At 51.2% G+C, this 14,032-nt stretch carries 15 protein-coding genes; 8 read left to right on the forward strand and 7 right to left on the reverse strand.

All coding sequences use genetic code 11. From position 1 onward, the window contains the following. From KO503_RS18060 to yddG, 5 genes are all read left to right on the forward strand, one after another. Window positions 1-353 (forward strand): integrase core domain-containing protein (locus tag KO503_RS18060; RefSeq protein ID WP_215989761.1); only part of this gene is annotated, 353 nt, incomplete at its 5' end. A gap of 296 nt (window positions 354-649) precedes the next feature. Then, entirely contained in the window at window positions 650-1,477 is an 828-nt protein-coding gene (locus tag KO503_RS01130; protein WP_215989762.1) for an EAL domain-containing protein, read from the forward strand. A 149-nt stretch (window positions 1,478-1,626) separates the two neighbouring features. Then, window positions 1,627-2,802, forward strand: a complete 1,176-nt coding sequence (locus KO503_RS01135) for an acetyl-CoA C-acetyltransferase (protein ID WP_215989763.1) — start codon at window positions 1,627-1,629, stop codon at window positions 2,800-2,802. A gap of 77 nt (window positions 2,803-2,879) precedes the next feature. Next, on the forward strand, window positions 2,880-3,602 hold the full coding sequence (gene phbB / locus KO503_RS01140) for an acetoacetyl-CoA reductase (RefSeq protein ID WP_215989764.1): 723 nt from the start codon (window positions 2,880-2,882) through the stop codon (window positions 3,600-3,602). An 84-nt stretch (window positions 3,603-3,686) separates the two neighbouring features. Continuing rightward, the gene (gene yddG, locus KO503_RS01145) at window positions 3,687-4,550 is read left to right on the forward strand and encodes an aromatic amino acid exporter YddG (protein ID WP_215989765.1); all 864 of its coding nucleotides are present in this window, start codon (window positions 3,687-3,689) and stop codon (window positions 4,548-4,550) included. A 5-nt stretch (window positions 4,551-4,555) separates the two neighbouring features. Here yddG and KO503_RS01150 read toward each other — a convergent pair whose 3' ends face one another. From KO503_RS01150 to KO503_RS01160, 3 genes are all read right to left on the reverse strand, one after another. Then, the gene (locus KO503_RS01150; RefSeq protein WP_215944339.1) at window positions 4,556-4,720 is read right to left on the reverse strand and encodes a YdcH family protein; all 165 of its coding nucleotides are present in this window, start codon (window positions 4,718-4,720) and stop codon (window positions 4,556-4,558) included. A gap of 138 nt (window positions 4,721-4,858) precedes the next feature. Further along, entirely contained in the window at window positions 4,859-5,617 is a 759-nt protein-coding gene (locus tag KO503_RS01155) for a tRNA1(Val) (adenine(37)-N6)-methyltransferase (RefSeq protein WP_354667570.1), read from the reverse strand. Then, a complete protein-coding gene (locus KO503_RS01160) occupies window positions 5,614-5,832 on the reverse strand; it encodes a putative signal transducing protein (protein WP_215989766.1) in 219 nt (72 codons plus the stop codon). The genes KO503_RS01155 and KO503_RS01160 overlap by 4 nt, the downstream gene beginning before the upstream one ends. A 52-nt stretch (window positions 5,833-5,884) precedes the next feature. Between KO503_RS01160 and KO503_RS01165 the strand changes: the two genes are divergently transcribed. After that, window positions 5,885-6,883, forward strand: a complete 999-nt coding sequence (locus tag KO503_RS01165; RefSeq protein WP_215989767.1) for a polyprenyl synthetase family protein — start codon at window positions 5,885-5,887, stop codon at window positions 6,881-6,883. A 9-nt stretch (window positions 6,884-6,892) separates the two neighbouring features. Here the strand turns inward: KO503_RS01165 and KO503_RS01170 are convergent, their stop codons facing one another. The 4 genes from KO503_RS01170 to KO503_RS01185 form a co-directional block, all read right to left on the reverse strand. Then, window positions 6,893-7,720, reverse strand: coding sequence for a 4-(cytidine 5'-diphospho)-2-C-methyl-D-erythritol kinase (locus KO503_RS01170; RefSeq protein ID WP_215989768.1), 828 nt, complete (start codon window positions 7,718-7,720; stop codon window positions 6,893-6,895). Continuing rightward, window positions 7,713-9,410: a tetratricopeptide repeat protein gene (locus KO503_RS01175; RefSeq protein WP_303506798.1), complete on the reverse strand. Its 1,698-nt coding sequence runs from the start codon at window positions 9,408-9,410 to the stop codon at window positions 7,713-7,715. The genes KO503_RS01170 and KO503_RS01175 overlap by 8 nt, the downstream gene beginning before the upstream one ends. A 116-nt stretch (window positions 9,411-9,526) precedes the next feature. After that, on the reverse strand, window positions 9,527-11,179 hold the full coding sequence (locus KO503_RS01180) for an electron transfer flavoprotein-ubiquinone oxidoreductase (protein ID WP_215989769.1): 1,653 nt from the start codon (window positions 11,177-11,179) through the stop codon (window positions 9,527-9,529). A 97-nt stretch (window positions 11,180-11,276) separates the two neighbouring features. After that, complete coding sequence (locus KO503_RS01185) at window positions 11,277-12,218, reverse strand: phosphatase PAP2 family protein (protein ID WP_215989770.1); 942 nt, start codon at window positions 12,216-12,218, stop codon at window positions 11,277-11,279. 222 nt (window positions 12,219-12,440) lie between these two features. On the opposite strand from KO503_RS01185, the gene greA reads away from it, so the two are divergent. Next, window positions 12,441-12,911 carry a transcription elongation factor GreA gene (greA, locus tag KO503_RS01190; protein WP_215989771.1) on the forward strand — a complete coding sequence of 157 codons (471 nt, stop codon included), beginning with the start codon at window positions 12,441-12,443 and terminating at the stop codon, window positions 12,909-12,911. Window positions 12,912-12,955: 44 nt separating this feature from the next. After that, on the forward strand, window positions 12,956-13,963 hold the full coding sequence (locus KO503_RS01195; protein WP_252730892.1) for a hypothetical protein: 1,008 nt from the start codon (window positions 12,956-12,958) through the stop codon (window positions 13,961-13,963). The last annotated feature ends 69 nt before the right edge of the window (window positions 13,964-14,032 follow it).

Consider the following 14,032-nt stretch of genomic DNA (forward strand, 5'->3'; position numbering starts at 1 on the left):
GACACTTAGAAGGGCGTCCAAAGATCGCAGTTCACAGGTTCAGCTTGGATCACTACTTTGACCGAGGCGGAAGTCAAAATTTCAATGCCTCTCGTGACATTGGCTTTGCCAATGCACTGCCGGTAATAGATGGGCGGGGGCGATATCTGGGCAACATCTTCATCGAACGGCTGTGGCGTTCATTGAAGCAAGAGGCCGTCTACCTGCACGAATTACAGGATGGCTTCCAAGCCAAACGGGTGATTAAAGACTGGATCAGCTTCTACAACTCTGAGCGACCGCACACGGCTCTCGACAAGCGAACCCCAGACAACGCATTCTTTGACACAGAACGAACCCAGAAGGCGGCATGAAATCAACCCGATTACATCTTAGCTGAACCGCAAAACTGTCCGAATAAGTGGGACCACTTTATCTGCGGTCAAATGTGTTATTGTATATGCGCTAAAACCCTTAAAATCTGAATCAACCTTCATGCAATCGGCATTTTATCCACATAACCTGAATTAAATTCACTTGAAATCAGTACCTTAAAATTTTTATCAAAAATCGATATAAAATTATTTAAAATTCACCAATTTACCTGCCGTTATCTCCTCTGAGCCATGTTGTTTCTACGATGAATAAACGACGCATTAAGGAGGCAGAGATGACCAATTCTATTTCACTACAGGGCGGCTTTGACAGCCCATTATCTGCCGCGATAACAGAACGCGATCGAAACACCATGCAAATGGTGCGCGACGCGATCAAAGCAAAGCAGGTCATGTTAGCATATCAACCCATCGTACAAACGCTGCGGCCAGATCGCCCTGCGTTTTACGAGGGATTACTACGCGTTTTGGACAAGAATGGTCGCGTCATACCTGCACGCGAATTTATCGAAATTTCTGAAACGTCAGAAACAGGACGCGAGCTTGACTGTTTAGCCATAGAAGCTGGCTTGCAAACCCTGTTCGAGCAGCCCGATATGCGCTTATCTATAAATATGTCAGCGCGATCCATCGGTTATCCACGTTGGAAAGAAACATTGATGAACGGACTGGCGAAAGATGAAACCATCGCCGAACGCTTGATTCTAGAAATCACTGAAAGTTCGGCAATGATTATGCCCGACACGGTCAGCTTTTTCATGACCGAACTGCAGGCCAAAGGTATATCATTTGCATTGGATGATTTCGGCGCTGGATATACTGCTTTTCGATATTTTAAAGATTTCTATTTCGACATGGTCAAAATCGATGGAGCATTTATCCGTGACATTGCAAATACGCCAGACAACCAAGTACTGACTCAAGCGCTTATCTCAATCGCTCGACATTTTGATATGTATACCGTTGCAGAGTTCGTCGAAACGAAGGAAGATGCGGATTACCTTTCTTCCATTGGGGTCGACTGCTTACAGGGGCATTATTTCGGCGCGGCGACAATCGATCCTCTGTGGAAACACCACTCTGCACATAAAATTGCCAGCTAAACTGGATTTTTATAGCAAGTAAGGCGACCAGACCATTGATTATGATGCAGTCGCGGCATAGTCTTGAGTCGGGGAGTGCGCAACTTTATTGCAAAAAATACGCCTTACAGGCAATCTCCCTCTAAATATTTAGGAGAGATAGCACTATCATGACAAATGTCGTAATCGCCTCAGCCGCTCGCACCGCTGTTGGCAGCTTTGCCGGCTCTTTTGCCAATACGCAAGCACATGACCTTGGTGCCGCAGTCCTTGAAGCCCTAGTCGCACGCGCTGGTATTGAGAAAAACGAAGTCTCTGAAACCATTCTAGGCCAAGTTTTGACTGCAGGCCAAGGCCAAAATCCCGCTCGCCAAGCACATATCCTTGCTGGTTTGCCACAAGAATCCTCGGCATGGAGCATCAATCAAGTCTGTGGATCTGGTCTACGCACTGTCGCATTGGCAACTCAACATATTATGCTTGGAGATGCAGATATTGTTTGCGCTGGTGGACAAGAAAACATGTCCTTGTCTCCCCATGTCGCCAACCTTCGCGCGGGTCATAAGATGGGCGATATGCAGTTCATCGACTCGATGATCAAAGACGGCTTGTGGGACGCATTTAACGGCTATCACATGGGCATCACCGCTGAAAACGTTGCCAAGAAATGGGAAATTTCACGCGAAATGCAAGACGCCTTTGCTGTGGCATCGCAGAACAAAGCGGAAGCTGCGCAGCTGGCTGGTAAATTTGTAGATGAAATTATTCCATTCGCGGTCAAAACCCGTCGTAGCGAAACCATTGTAGACGCGGATGAATACATCCGTCACGGCGCGACACTTGAGAATATGCAAAAACTGCGCCCTGCGTTTGATCGTGAAGGCACCGTGACAGCAGGCAACGCTTCTGGTCTCAACGATGGCGCGGCTGGTGTTTTGCTAATGTCAGCCGAAAATGCCGCCAAACGCGGCATCGAACCACTTGCTCGGATTGCATCCTATGCAACAGCGGGTCTGGATCCCTCCATCATGGGCGCAGGTCCAATTCGTGCCTCACAAAAAGCGCTTGAGAAAGCTGGCTGGAAAGCGGCAGATCTAGATCTTGTTGAAGCGAATGAGGCTTTTGCAGCGCAAGCTTGTGCCGTGAACAAAGACATGGGCTGGAACCCAGAGATTGTGAACGTTAATGGCGGCGCAATCGCGATTGGCCATCCAATCGGTGCCTCTGGGGCGCGCATCCTCAACACCTTGCTGTTCGAAATGCAACGCCGCGATGCGAAAAAAGGTCTCGCGACACTTTGCATAGGGGGCGGCATGGGCGTCGCTCTGTGCGTTGAGCGCGATTAACAATGACATTCACTGCGCAACCGTTTTGCGCAGTGAAACTTTTTAAAAATTGAAACTTACTCGCCGAGGAGGGCACAATGGCTAGAGTTGCACTTGTTACAGGAGGCACACGCGGAATTGGCGCTGCTATCTCGACAAAATTAAAAGCTGAAGGCTACGAGGTTGCAGCGAGTTTTGCCGGCAATGAAGACGCCGCCGCAACATTTACAGCCGAAACAGGCATTCAAACATTTAAGTGGAATGTCGCGGACTATGATGCCTCAACAGCAGGAATCGCCGCCGTTGAAGCAGCCTTAGGTCCAATTGACGTTGTTGTTGCAAACGCGGGTATCACACGCGATGCGCCGTTTCACAAAATGACACCCGAGCAATGGCACGAGGTGATTGATACGAATCTCACAGGCGTCTTCAACACAGTTCACCCTGTATGGCCAGGTATGCGTGAACGCAAATTTGGACGCGTGATCGTTATTTCGTCGATCAATGGTCAAAAAGGTCAGTTCGCACAGGTGAACTATGCCGCGACCAAAGCGGGAGATCTGGGTATTGTAAAATCACTGGCCCAAGAAGGCGCCCGCGCAGGCATCACAGCGAATGCGATTTGCCCCGGCTACATCGCGACCGAAATGGTTATGGCAATCCCCGAAGAGATTCGGAACAAAATCGTCGCGGGTATCCCTGCGGGTCGCCTTGGCGAGCCAGAAGAAATCGCGCGCTGCGTCGCGTTCTTGGCAAGTGATGATGCGGGCTTCATGAACGGGTCTACGATTTCCGCGAATGGCGCACAGTTTTTCGTTTAAGTGAAAAGCCGCGTAATAATTTGGGTCGCCTAAGGGCGGCCCTTTTTGTTGACCTGCATATATTAAGCGGACATAGATCGAATTATGTCTCAACGCTCCGCAACCTTCATTGGATTCATCGCTATTATACTGTGGTCGATGCTCGCACTTTTCACAGTCGGCACAGATCCTGTGCCGCCCTTCCAATTGAATGCGCTCTGTTTTTCAATCGGCGGTATCATTGGACTGGCGTGGATTGCGACAACCAAAAGTTGGGCTGATCTTAAGGGCGTCCCCCTGTCGGTGTATGGCTTTGGCACGCTAGGCCTGTTTGGTTATCACTTTCTTTATTTCTCAGCCCTGCGCGCAGCGCCACCAGCGGAAGCTGGGCTAATCGCCTATCTTTGGCCTTTGCTGATCGTTTTGTTTTCAGGACTGTTGCCTGGCGAGCGCCTACGCTTGCTCCATATTGTTGGGGCAGTCATATCTTTCGTTGGCGCCAGCTTGATTGTCGCAGCAGGTGCCGAATTCGAAATTGAGAGCCTACTCGGATATGGGCTGGCACTGGCCTGTGCGTTTACGTGGTCCGCCTATTCCGTTTTGTCGCGGCGGCTTGGCGACATTCCGACAGCTTCTGTCACTGTGTTTTGTTTGGCAACAGCCCTGCTATCAGCCATCGCGCATGTATTTTTGGAAACCACAGCTTGGCCAACCGCACCTATAGGGTGGCTGTCCATCTTGGCGCTTGGAATGGGGCCTGTCGGAGCAGCGTTTTATGTCTGGGATATCGGGGTTAAGCACGGAAATATTCAAATTTTAGGCACTGCATCCTATGCTGCACCACTGATGTCCACACTTATACTGGTTGTATTTGGCGTCACTGATCCAAAGGGATCACTTATCTTTTCAGCTGTTTTAATCACGTTAGGCGCCGGCTTGGCAGCATATGCGAGCCGCCAAACCGATTAAAAAATCTATGCCGACAGGCGTGAAATTTCTTCTTTGAGACGGAGTTTTTGTTTCTTCATCGCTGCAACCTTAAGGGCATCGATACTTGGTGAACGTTGGGCACTTTCAACGGCATCAGCAAGGTTTTGGTGTTTTTTCTTCAACTCATGGATGTGGGAACTCAATGTCATTTCAAATCCTCTCTCTCGTGTTGACTGGCTCATTTTAAAGCCACACAAAGAGTGCAGCATATTTTTTGAGTCTTGTCACCTATCTGTTACGAAACATGTCAGTGAGCTGATATTGGCACGCAAAACCTTGCCAATTTCTTAATCATCCCAGCGCAAAGCCGCTGAATGTCGCAAAATAGATAACGCTTTTTCGCTGTAACTGTCGCCATCTCGTTCGTGACGCGGCCCATCATGCATGCGCAAAGGGGCCTCGAGCACGAAATCGGCACGCCCCAGTTTGCGCGCTTGAACGATGACCAAACGTGCACAACGGCCTGCCCGTGCTTGAATAGGACGCACCCGAACTGAACCAAGACGCCCTTGGAGCGCAGACAGAATATCAAGCAAACGGTCTGCCTTTTGGATCATGGTGAAATATCCACGCGGACCAAGCCTGCGAGATGCGACATCGACCCAAGTGTCCAAAGGTGTTTCACCGCTGACCGCGACATCCCGTCCCAAATCGTCGGATGCTGTGGATTTTTCTTTCAGGTAATAGGGTGGATTTGCGATAACATGGTCAAAGCGACGGTCGCGCACATGCAAAGGCAAAGCACGAATGTCAGCCTCGACAACTTCCATTTCAGCGTTGTTTTCTGCTGCATTTCGACGCGCCAGATCTGCATAATAAGGCTGAACTTCAACACCAACAAAGGTCATGCCCTTTACACGCGCATTGAGACAAAGCGAGGCTGCACCTGCACCGCAACCAAGTTCTAAAACGGATTGACCCACCTCACCTGGGGTGGCAGCAGCCAAAAGAACAGGATCAACCCCTGCACGGTAACCTCGCGCAGGCTGCCTAAGCTGCACCTGTCCCATCAAAAATGCGTCAACAGTCTCGGACCGGTCCGTCACTCAGGCTCCAACTCGAATTCATTATCGATAAGAATTTGACGCGCTTCAGCAAGATCATCATCAAGCACCATGAGACGGCGCGGCAATATGCCAACGGATCCTTCTAGCACGCTCATATGGACGTCCATTTCAAAGCAGTTTATATCGTCGCCAGCAAGCAGTGCTTTGGCATAGATGATTTTCATCGGGTCAGTTGTGCGTAAGAGCTGTTTCATGTTTCCGATTTAACGGCAGACTGTATGATTTGTCGAGTGAAGGACCTGAAGAATGAGCCTTGATAACGCAACTGTTAAGCCACACGAAAAATTGGCTGCGGCACTCGCCTCAGAATTGGCAGAGGTCAACACGCTCATCAAAGATCGCATGGCTTCCAAACATGCACCGCGCATTCCTGAAGTGACCGCGCATTTGGTTGAGGCAGGCGGCAAACGTTTACGCCCGATGCTGACACTCGCGGCAGCCAAAGCCTGCGGATATGACGGCCCCTATCACATTCATCTCGCCGCCACTGTCGAGTTCATTCATACGGCCACATTGCTGCATGACGATGTTGTTGATGAAAGCGCCCAGCGTCGTGGTCGCCCGACCGCGAACCTGTTGTGGGACAATAAATCATCGGTGCTTGTGGGCGACTATCTGTTCGCACGCTCATTTCAACTGATGACTGAATGTAATTCTATGCGTGTGATGCATATTTTGTCTGGCGCCTCAGCTACGATTGCCGAAGGTGAAGTGTTGCAGCTGACAGCAGCGCAAGATTTGGCCACGACGGAAGACATCTATCTGCAAGTTGTGCGCGGCAAAACTGCTGCGCTGTTTTCAGCTGCGACAGAAGTCGGCGGCGTGATTGCCGAAGCTGATCCCAAGATTACTCAAGCCCTGTACAACTATGGTGACGCCTTAGGCATATCGTTCCAAATCGTTGACGATCTGTTGGACTATGAGGGCACAGGCGAGACAGGTAAGAACGTTGGTGACGATTTCCGCGAACGCAAGCTAACGTTGCCCGTAATCAAGGCCGTGGCCAAGGCTGATGAGGCCGAGCGCGCGTTTTGGGTCAAAACCATCGAAAAGGGCAAGCAAGATGATGGCGATCTAGAGCACGCCATCATCTTGCTTAAAAAGCACGACACATTGGCCGCGACACGTCTTGAGGCACTGAACTGGGCTGAAAAAGCCAAAACAGCGTTGATCACACTGCCAGACAGTGACATTCGCCAAATGTTGAGTGACATCGCGGATTACGTTGTCGCGCGTCTGCGCTGAAATATCGGGTTAAGCAGGCAAGGTGCTCGCCGCCTTCACCCACCACCAAGGATTGCTTTGCGCAATCTGTGCCGCTGCGGCTTCAGCTTTAAACCGGTCTGGATAAATCGCAAAGCAGGTCGCCCCTGAGCCAGACATCCGCGTTAGCAAGACCTCGGGCGAAAGTGCCAAAGCCACCAGAACTGCGGCCACTTCGGGGGCAAGTTTCGCAGCTGGGCTTTGCAAATCATTGCGCTGCGTGCCCAGCCAATCTGTAAAGGCAAGACTGTCAGGCCAGTGCGGCAGCTCTTTGGGCATTGGATCATTATCTTTACGCGCCAACTGCGCAAAGACCGCAGGCGTCGACACTTCGACCCCGGGGTTGACCAAAACAAGATGCAACGATGGCAGTTTAACCGGCGTTAAGACATCACCAATGCCCTGCATGCGTGTCGATTTAGACGCCAGACACACAGGCACATCGGCACCAAGCAGTAAAACATGATCGGAAGTCATCTGGGGACCACCAAGGCGCATTGCTGCGCGAATCGTCGCCGCAGCATCCGCGGATCCGCCCCCTATGCCTGAGGACGGCGGAAGATGTTTATCCAACGACAACTCCATCGGAAAACCGCAAGCTGTTGCCGCCTTCACGACCAAATTACTATCCCCCAAAGGCACGCCCTGCGCAAATGGCCCCGTGACCGTAAGGCGCGTTTTATCGGCGACCTCTGCCGTGATCTGATCGCCAACGTCCACAAAAGCGACAAGACTATCAAGCATGTGATAGCCATCATGACGCTGTCTTGTCACATGAAGTGACAGATTGATTTTTGCTGGCGCAAAGACTTTAACCATCGGTAGGTGTCCGCGTTGGCTCTAGCCCCTCTTCGATCAAAACACGGTCCAATCCGATGGACAGCTTTAAACGTATGCGTTCCGCATCTTTTTCAGTTGGATCAAAGGACAACGCACGGTTCCACTGAAAGCGCGCCTCACGCGTGCGACCAACGGCCCAATACACATCCCCCAAGTGGTCATTCAAAATGGGATCAACGGGCAAAAGCGCTGTCGCCTTTTCCATGGGCGCCACGGCCCCCTCATAATCACGCAGACGGAACAATCCCCACGCCAAACTGTCGGTGATATACCCGTCATCTGGGCGCGCAGCCACAGCGGCGCGGATCATACTCATAGCCTCATCGAGGTTCTCGTTCATTTCAAGAAATGAATACCCCATGTAATTCAAAACCTGCGGTTGGCCCGGTTTCAATTCAAGCGCATGACGGAAATCGGCTTCGGCTTTGGCCCATTGATCATCTCGCTCATAGGCGATGCCCCGCGTGAACAGCAAAGGCCACTCGGCGGCTGTAAATTCAGTCACCTTAGACAGCGCGGTTGAATAGGCCTCGATCGCCTCATCATACATTTCTTCGCGCCGCATCGCATCGCCCAGTGCCGTATAGACCTCGGGCATATCCCTATGGGTTTTGGATAGGGCACGCAAAACCTCAAGCTCTGCATCCGATTTCCCCTCAGCACGCAACGCGGCAGCGCGGCCCAATTCAGCCATGTAAAATGTAGGCGATGCGGGGTCGATGACGCCATAGACTTGTGTGGCCAGATCGTAATGTTGCAAACGTTCCAGAATGCTTGCAACCCTCAGCGCGTAATCTGCTTTATCAGGCCGCAATTCCAACGCGACACGCGCGTATAAAAGCGTGTAACCATCGTCAAACCCGCCATTTACAGCATCTGTGACAGAACTAAAGACTTCGGCGATACCATCTTGTGCATTGGTCACAATATCAAACGGCACGCTTTCGCCAGATGCCAACTGGGCGTCAAGCGCAAGCACTTGTGGGTCGCGGGTCGGCCCGAACGCATCCCGTAGCAAGACGCGCGCATCATCATTGCGTTCTAATTGGCTGAGCATTTGCGCACGAGCGAAAACCACACCCCCAGTTTGCGGCATAGATGGATCGGACAATAACGCCAAGCCACTTTCAAAGTCGCCCACCAAAGCCAAGGCCAAAGCATGACTATAGGGGCCAAAGACTTGAAAACCATCATCACCTTTTGAAAAATCGTCAAACAGCTCCAGCGCTTCGCTCATCTGCCCCTTGCCCACATGGGCCCAAGCACGGCTCAACCCATCAACGATAGACGAAACGCCCTCGCCTGCATCGATGATGGTCAACAGCTTATCCCAGTCGCCAGCTTCAACATAACGGCTAAACAAGATCATCGCGGCAGTTTGGCTGGTCGGATCAATATCCTTGAGCATCGTCGCATAGCCAAGAGCATCGTCAAATGCGCCGACTGAAATTTTGGCTGCGATTAAGGTTTCCAATAAATCTGGGTTGCGCGGATCAGAGACAAGAGATTGGTTCGCATACTGAGCTTGTTCTTGGTAATCACGTTCCATCACAGCCTGACGCGTCGCCAAGTAAGACCCTGCATCAGCGAAACTCGCCGTGGTCGAAGACAGTGTCAGACCAACGGACAGGCCCATGGCGGCAAGTTTTAAAATCGCGAACTGTTTCACACGCATCTCCCTATGTGTTGACATAAGCCTAGCGCGCACATTCGGGGGCTGCAATGGATCGGGGGCCCGCAAAGGCCCCCTAAACTGTTCAATTAAACTATGTCGCGGCAAAACGCTTACATATTAGGATAATTCGGCCCATCCCCGCCCTGCGGTACGGTCCATGTGATATTTTGACTCGCTTCTTTAATGTCGCATGTTTTGCAATGCACACAGTTTTGGAAGTTCACAACAAACTTGGGATCTTGGCCTTCTTCCGTCAGATATTCGTAAACACCTGCGGGGCAGTAACGCGCGGCCGGGCCGCCGAAGATGTTATAGTCTGTTGAAACAGCAACAGCCGGATCTGCCAATTGCAAATGGCTTGGCTGGCTTTCCTCGTGATTGGTTGCTGCGAAAGACACGTTCGTCAAGCGATCAAAGGACAACACACCATCCGGTTTTGGATAGTCAATCATCGGGTAATCGCTGGCTTTACCCGTGCTTGCCGCATCAGATTTACCGTGTTTCACTGTACCAAACAGTGACGTCCCAAGGATCGTGTTGCACCACATATCAAAGCCCCCCAGCGCCAATGACGGGAACAAGCCTAACTTGGACCAGAGCGGTTTTACATTACGCACTTTTTTCAGGTCTTTGCCAACAGCGCCGCTGCGCAGCTCAGACTCGTACGCTTCAAGTGTATCGCCAGACCGCCCCTCTTTAAGCGCTGAAACAACAGCCTCAGCAGCCGCTTTGCCTGACAGCATTGCGTTATGATTGCCTTTGATACGCGGCACGTTCACCAAACCGACGGAACAGCCCAGAAGCGCCCCCCCGGGGAAGGCCGCTTTTGGCATCGATTGATAACCGCCTTCGGAAATCGCGCGCGCGCCATAGGCCACGCGCTTACCACCTTTAAGCAATTCAGCGATCATCGGATGATGTTTGAACTGTTGGAATTCCATATAGGGGAATAGGTTCGGGTTCTTATAGTTCAAGTGAACCACGAAGCCGATAAACATCTGATTGTTTTCAGCATGATACACGAAAGCACCGCCACCAGCTTTGCCGCCTAAGGGCCAACCCATTGTATGGGTCACTGTGCCCTCGACGTGTTTGGATGGGTCGATTTCCCAAATTTCTTTCATGCCAAGGCCGTGCTTTTGCACGTCGCGCCCAGCAGACAGGTCGTATTTCGCGATGACCTCTTTAGACAAAGACCCTCGCACGCCTTCAGACAGCAGCACGTATTTGCCATGCAATTCCATGCCCGGTTCTGAATCAGGGCCAAGCGTGCCATCCGCCTCAAGACCAAACACACCCGCGACCACGCCTTTAACTTCGCCGTTGTCGCCATAAATGAGTTCAGAACACGACATGCCGGGGAAAATTTCGACGCCCAATTCTTCGGCCTGCTCAGCCATCCAACGACAAACATTGCCCATCGACACGATGTAATTGCCATGATTGTTCATCAAAGGTGGCATAGGAAAGTTGGGAATGCGGATTTGACCAGCGGCACCGAGCATATAGAAGTTGTCGGTTTTCACAGGCGTATTCAGCGGTGCGCCTTTGGCTTTCCAATCAGGAATCAATGCATCAAGGCCGCTTGGATCAAGCACAGCGCCTGACAAAATATGCGCGCCCACTTCTGAGCCTTTTTCCAAAACAACAACGTTTAGGTCAGCATCGAGCTGCTTCAATCGGATCGCGGCGGATAGACCAGCAGGCCCCGCCCCAACGATAACGACGTCATATTCCATCGCTTCGCGCTCAATATTTGACATAAAATTGCTCCCTCGATCAGTCAATCGTTTGACCTTCCTATCCTTTAAAAGTGGGCATGGTCAATTTCTGGAAGGCCATTTTGTCCTTTATCAGCAATTATTTTTTGAACAATTGCCGCAAAGCAGCATAAAGCACCAAGACGCAGACGATAGATGCATAGCCATCCACCGCATAATGCCAGCCCGTATAGACCGACAAAAACAAAATCGTCACGGCAAAAGCAATCGCGACAGGCGCAAATAACCAGCTGCGCTCTGTCATATAAACCGCCCAAACTACGGCAATAGCCACATGCATAGACGGAAACGCGGAAATGGCCGCCCCGCCGGTATTCATGCCATCATCTGTAACAAGCGCCTCCCAAAGCCGCGTTTGTAAAACGTCCACAGAGGTTCCGGGGAATGTTAAATCTTTGAGCGATGCAATCATCGGCGCAAAAGCGTCACCACCATAAAAGCGATCAATGTAAATTGGCCCCACAGATGAAAACGCCGTGGCGATCACATTACCGATCACGATCCAAGCCAAAGCGTAGAGCACCAAAAACCGCGCCTTACGGTTCGGATCTTGATCACTCAACGCCAAAAACGCTGGAAATGAAAAGGCAAAAGCCCCCCAAAAACCTGAATAGGTCCGCACGGCACCATCCGTATCGATGTAAGCGCTCAACCGATGCGACAGTTCCCACGGCGCCACGCCGCCATGCAATGCCAGATCCCATTGCGCAAACATCCCATCAGCCCAATAAGGCACCAATACGGGAATGGCCCCCTTCATCACAGTGTAACCACACACCAAGGCAATCGTGGCGATAAACCCATATAGCGCCTCAGAAATACGCGTGGGGTGACGCACAACGTAGTAAATAAGAATGGGCGACAACCACAAAACCCATGGGCCAGCGCCCATATATTTAATCAGTTCGATGGCCAAGAAACCGATTACGGCCAGATGATCAAAGGAAAACCCATAAAGCACCACGGTCGTGGCAATAGCAAAGACAAGATAAAGAATGGAAAATCTCGCAAAAACAGTCATTTGATCTTGGCTCGCTCAGGATTGTTTACGTTTGATCGAAGTATTGTTCGCGAATGCGGCACAATTATGGAAAACAACACGGATTTTTTCCGCCGCTCGCGCCTCGTCAGCCGTGTCTGCTCTTGCAATCTGGGCGCGTTCGGGGTCTGGTGTTTGAACCAAATCAACAACCAGACGCACAGCACTTTTTGTTGTGACGTCTTTTTCGTGCGAATGAGTGCTATGGAAAAAATTCTAATGACCCGCGCAGGCCACGCCGCGCTGAGTGCTGAGCTCAAAAACCTCACATCAGTTGAGCGCCCTGCAATCATTCAAGCGATTGCAGAAGCGCGCGAACATGGCGATTTGTCAGAAAACGCTGAGTATCATTCAGCACGAGAGAAACACAGCTTCATCGAGGGCCGCGTTAAAGAGCTCGAAGGCATCTTGTCTTTGTCTCAAATCATCGACCCCCAAAGCCTGTCAGGCTCTGTTAAATTTTCTGCGACGGTTACGATTGTTGACGAAGACACCGATGAAGAAAAAACCTATCAAATCGTCGGCGAACACGAAGCTGACATTGAAAACGGTTTGCTGAACATCAAGTCGCCAATCGCACGCGCTTTGATTTCCAAAGAAGAAGGCGATAGCGTCGACGTTCGCACCCCCGGGGGCTTGAAAAGCTACGAGATTCTCAAAGTTGAATACATTTAGTCCGCAAGGGCTGTCTGCTTAAAATATTTCGCTGGGAGGCCACTTTGGCTCAAGACGGCAAACAAACCATCGAACTTGGCGTGTACACCCGCCCAGAAGATGATGCGCGCATCACGACGATTGAAATTATAGCTGGCACGTTGTCCATTATCTGGTTGGCAATGACAGCTGGTTTTTTCATCGTTGTCGACGGCGGTGACAACGAGTCTGACTTTGACAGCATCCACTTTGTCATGATGCTGATCGCTATTTTTATGCCGATCGCCATGATTTGGGTCGGCGCACTTGCCGTGCGTGCCTCTCGGACGATGCGAGATGAAAGCAGGCGTTTGCAGGCTGCTATTTCTGCAATGCGCCAAAGTTATCTTTCTGGTCAAGGCAGCGGTGCCTCTGCATCGGTTGAAAAAAAGCTCGAAGAAATCGTGGCAGCGCAGCGCAAAACGCAGACGACGCTGGCAACCTTTACCTCAACCCGCCCCCAAGAGACCCCACCCGAAGACAGACTTGCGATTGCATCGCCGGTCTTGGCCGAAGACCAAGCCTCATTGGCGTTGGGGACGCCATCAGAAAATCTGGCACCGCCCTTGTCTGTTGCAGACTTTATCCGCGCGATGAACTTTCCCGAAACGGCCGAAGACAAAGAAGGCTTTCGCGCCCTACGTCGTGCATTGACTGATCGAAAAGTCAGCCAGCTTATTCACGCCGCACAGGACATTCTGACCCTGCTCAGTCAAGACGGCATTTATATGGACGACTTGCGCCCAGACCGTGCCAAGCCAGAAATCTGGCGCCACTTTGCCAAAGGCGAACGCGGTCGCGTTGTGGCGTCTTTGGGCGGCGTGCGTGATCGATCCAGTTTGGCGCTGGCCTCAGGGCGGATGAAACAAGACGCTATTTTCCGCGATGCAGTACACCATTTCTTGCGCAAATTCGATAAAACCTTTGCCGAATTCGAAGCCACAGCTACGGACGAAGAAATCGCCGCTTTGTCGGATTCACGCACGGCACGCGCCTTTATGCTATTGGGTCGTGTCGCAGGGACTTTTGACTAGATCGATACAAATCGCCCCCCCCTTACGATACCACTGGCGATCAGATCGACCATTGATTCAGATACTTTT

Source organism: Pacificibacter marinus, assembly GCF_018860505.1.
GTDB lineage: Bacteria > Pseudomonadota > Alphaproteobacteria > Rhodobacterales > Rhodobacteraceae > Celeribacter > Celeribacter marinus_B.

Coding starts and splice junctions, on each gene's coding strand:
- KO503_RS01165 (WP_215989767.1), top strand. CDS start 5,885: ATGAGCCTTGATAACGCAACTGTTAAGCCACACGAAAAATTGGCTGCG.
- KO503_RS01150 (WP_215944339.1), bottom strand. CDS start 4,720: ATGACATTGAGTTCCCACATCCATGAGTTGAAGAAAAAACACCAAAAC.
- KO503_RS01160 (WP_215989766.1), bottom strand. CDS start 5,832: ATGAAACAGCTCTTACGCACAACTGACCCGATGAAAATCATCTATGCC.
- KO503_RS01130 (WP_215989762.1), top strand. CDS start 650: ATGACCAATTCTATTTCACTACAGGGCGGCTTTGACAGCCCATTATCT.
- yddG (WP_215989765.1), top strand. CDS start 3,687: ATGTCTCAACGCTCCGCAACCTTCATTGGATTCATCGCTATTATACTG.
- KO503_RS01185 (WP_215989770.1), bottom strand. CDS start 12,218: ATGACTGTTTTTGCGAGATTTTCCATTCTTTATCTTGTCTTTGCTATT.
- greA (WP_215989771.1), top strand. CDS start 12,441: ATGGAAAAAATTCTAATGACCCGCGCAGGCCACGCCGCGCTGAGTGCT.
- KO503_RS01135 (WP_215989763.1), top strand. CDS start 1,627: ATGACAAATGTCGTAATCGCCTCAGCCGCTCGCACCGCTGTTGGCAGC.
- KO503_RS01180 (WP_215989769.1), bottom strand. CDS start 11,179: ATGTCAAATATTGAGCGCGAAGCGATGGAATATGACGTCGTTATCGTT.
- KO503_RS01170 (WP_215989768.1), bottom strand. CDS start 7,720: ATGGTTAAAGTCTTTGCGCCAGCAAAAATCAATCTGTCACTTCATGTG.
- phbB (WP_215989764.1), top strand. CDS start 2,880: ATGGCTAGAGTTGCACTTGTTACAGGAGGCACACGCGGAATTGGCGCT.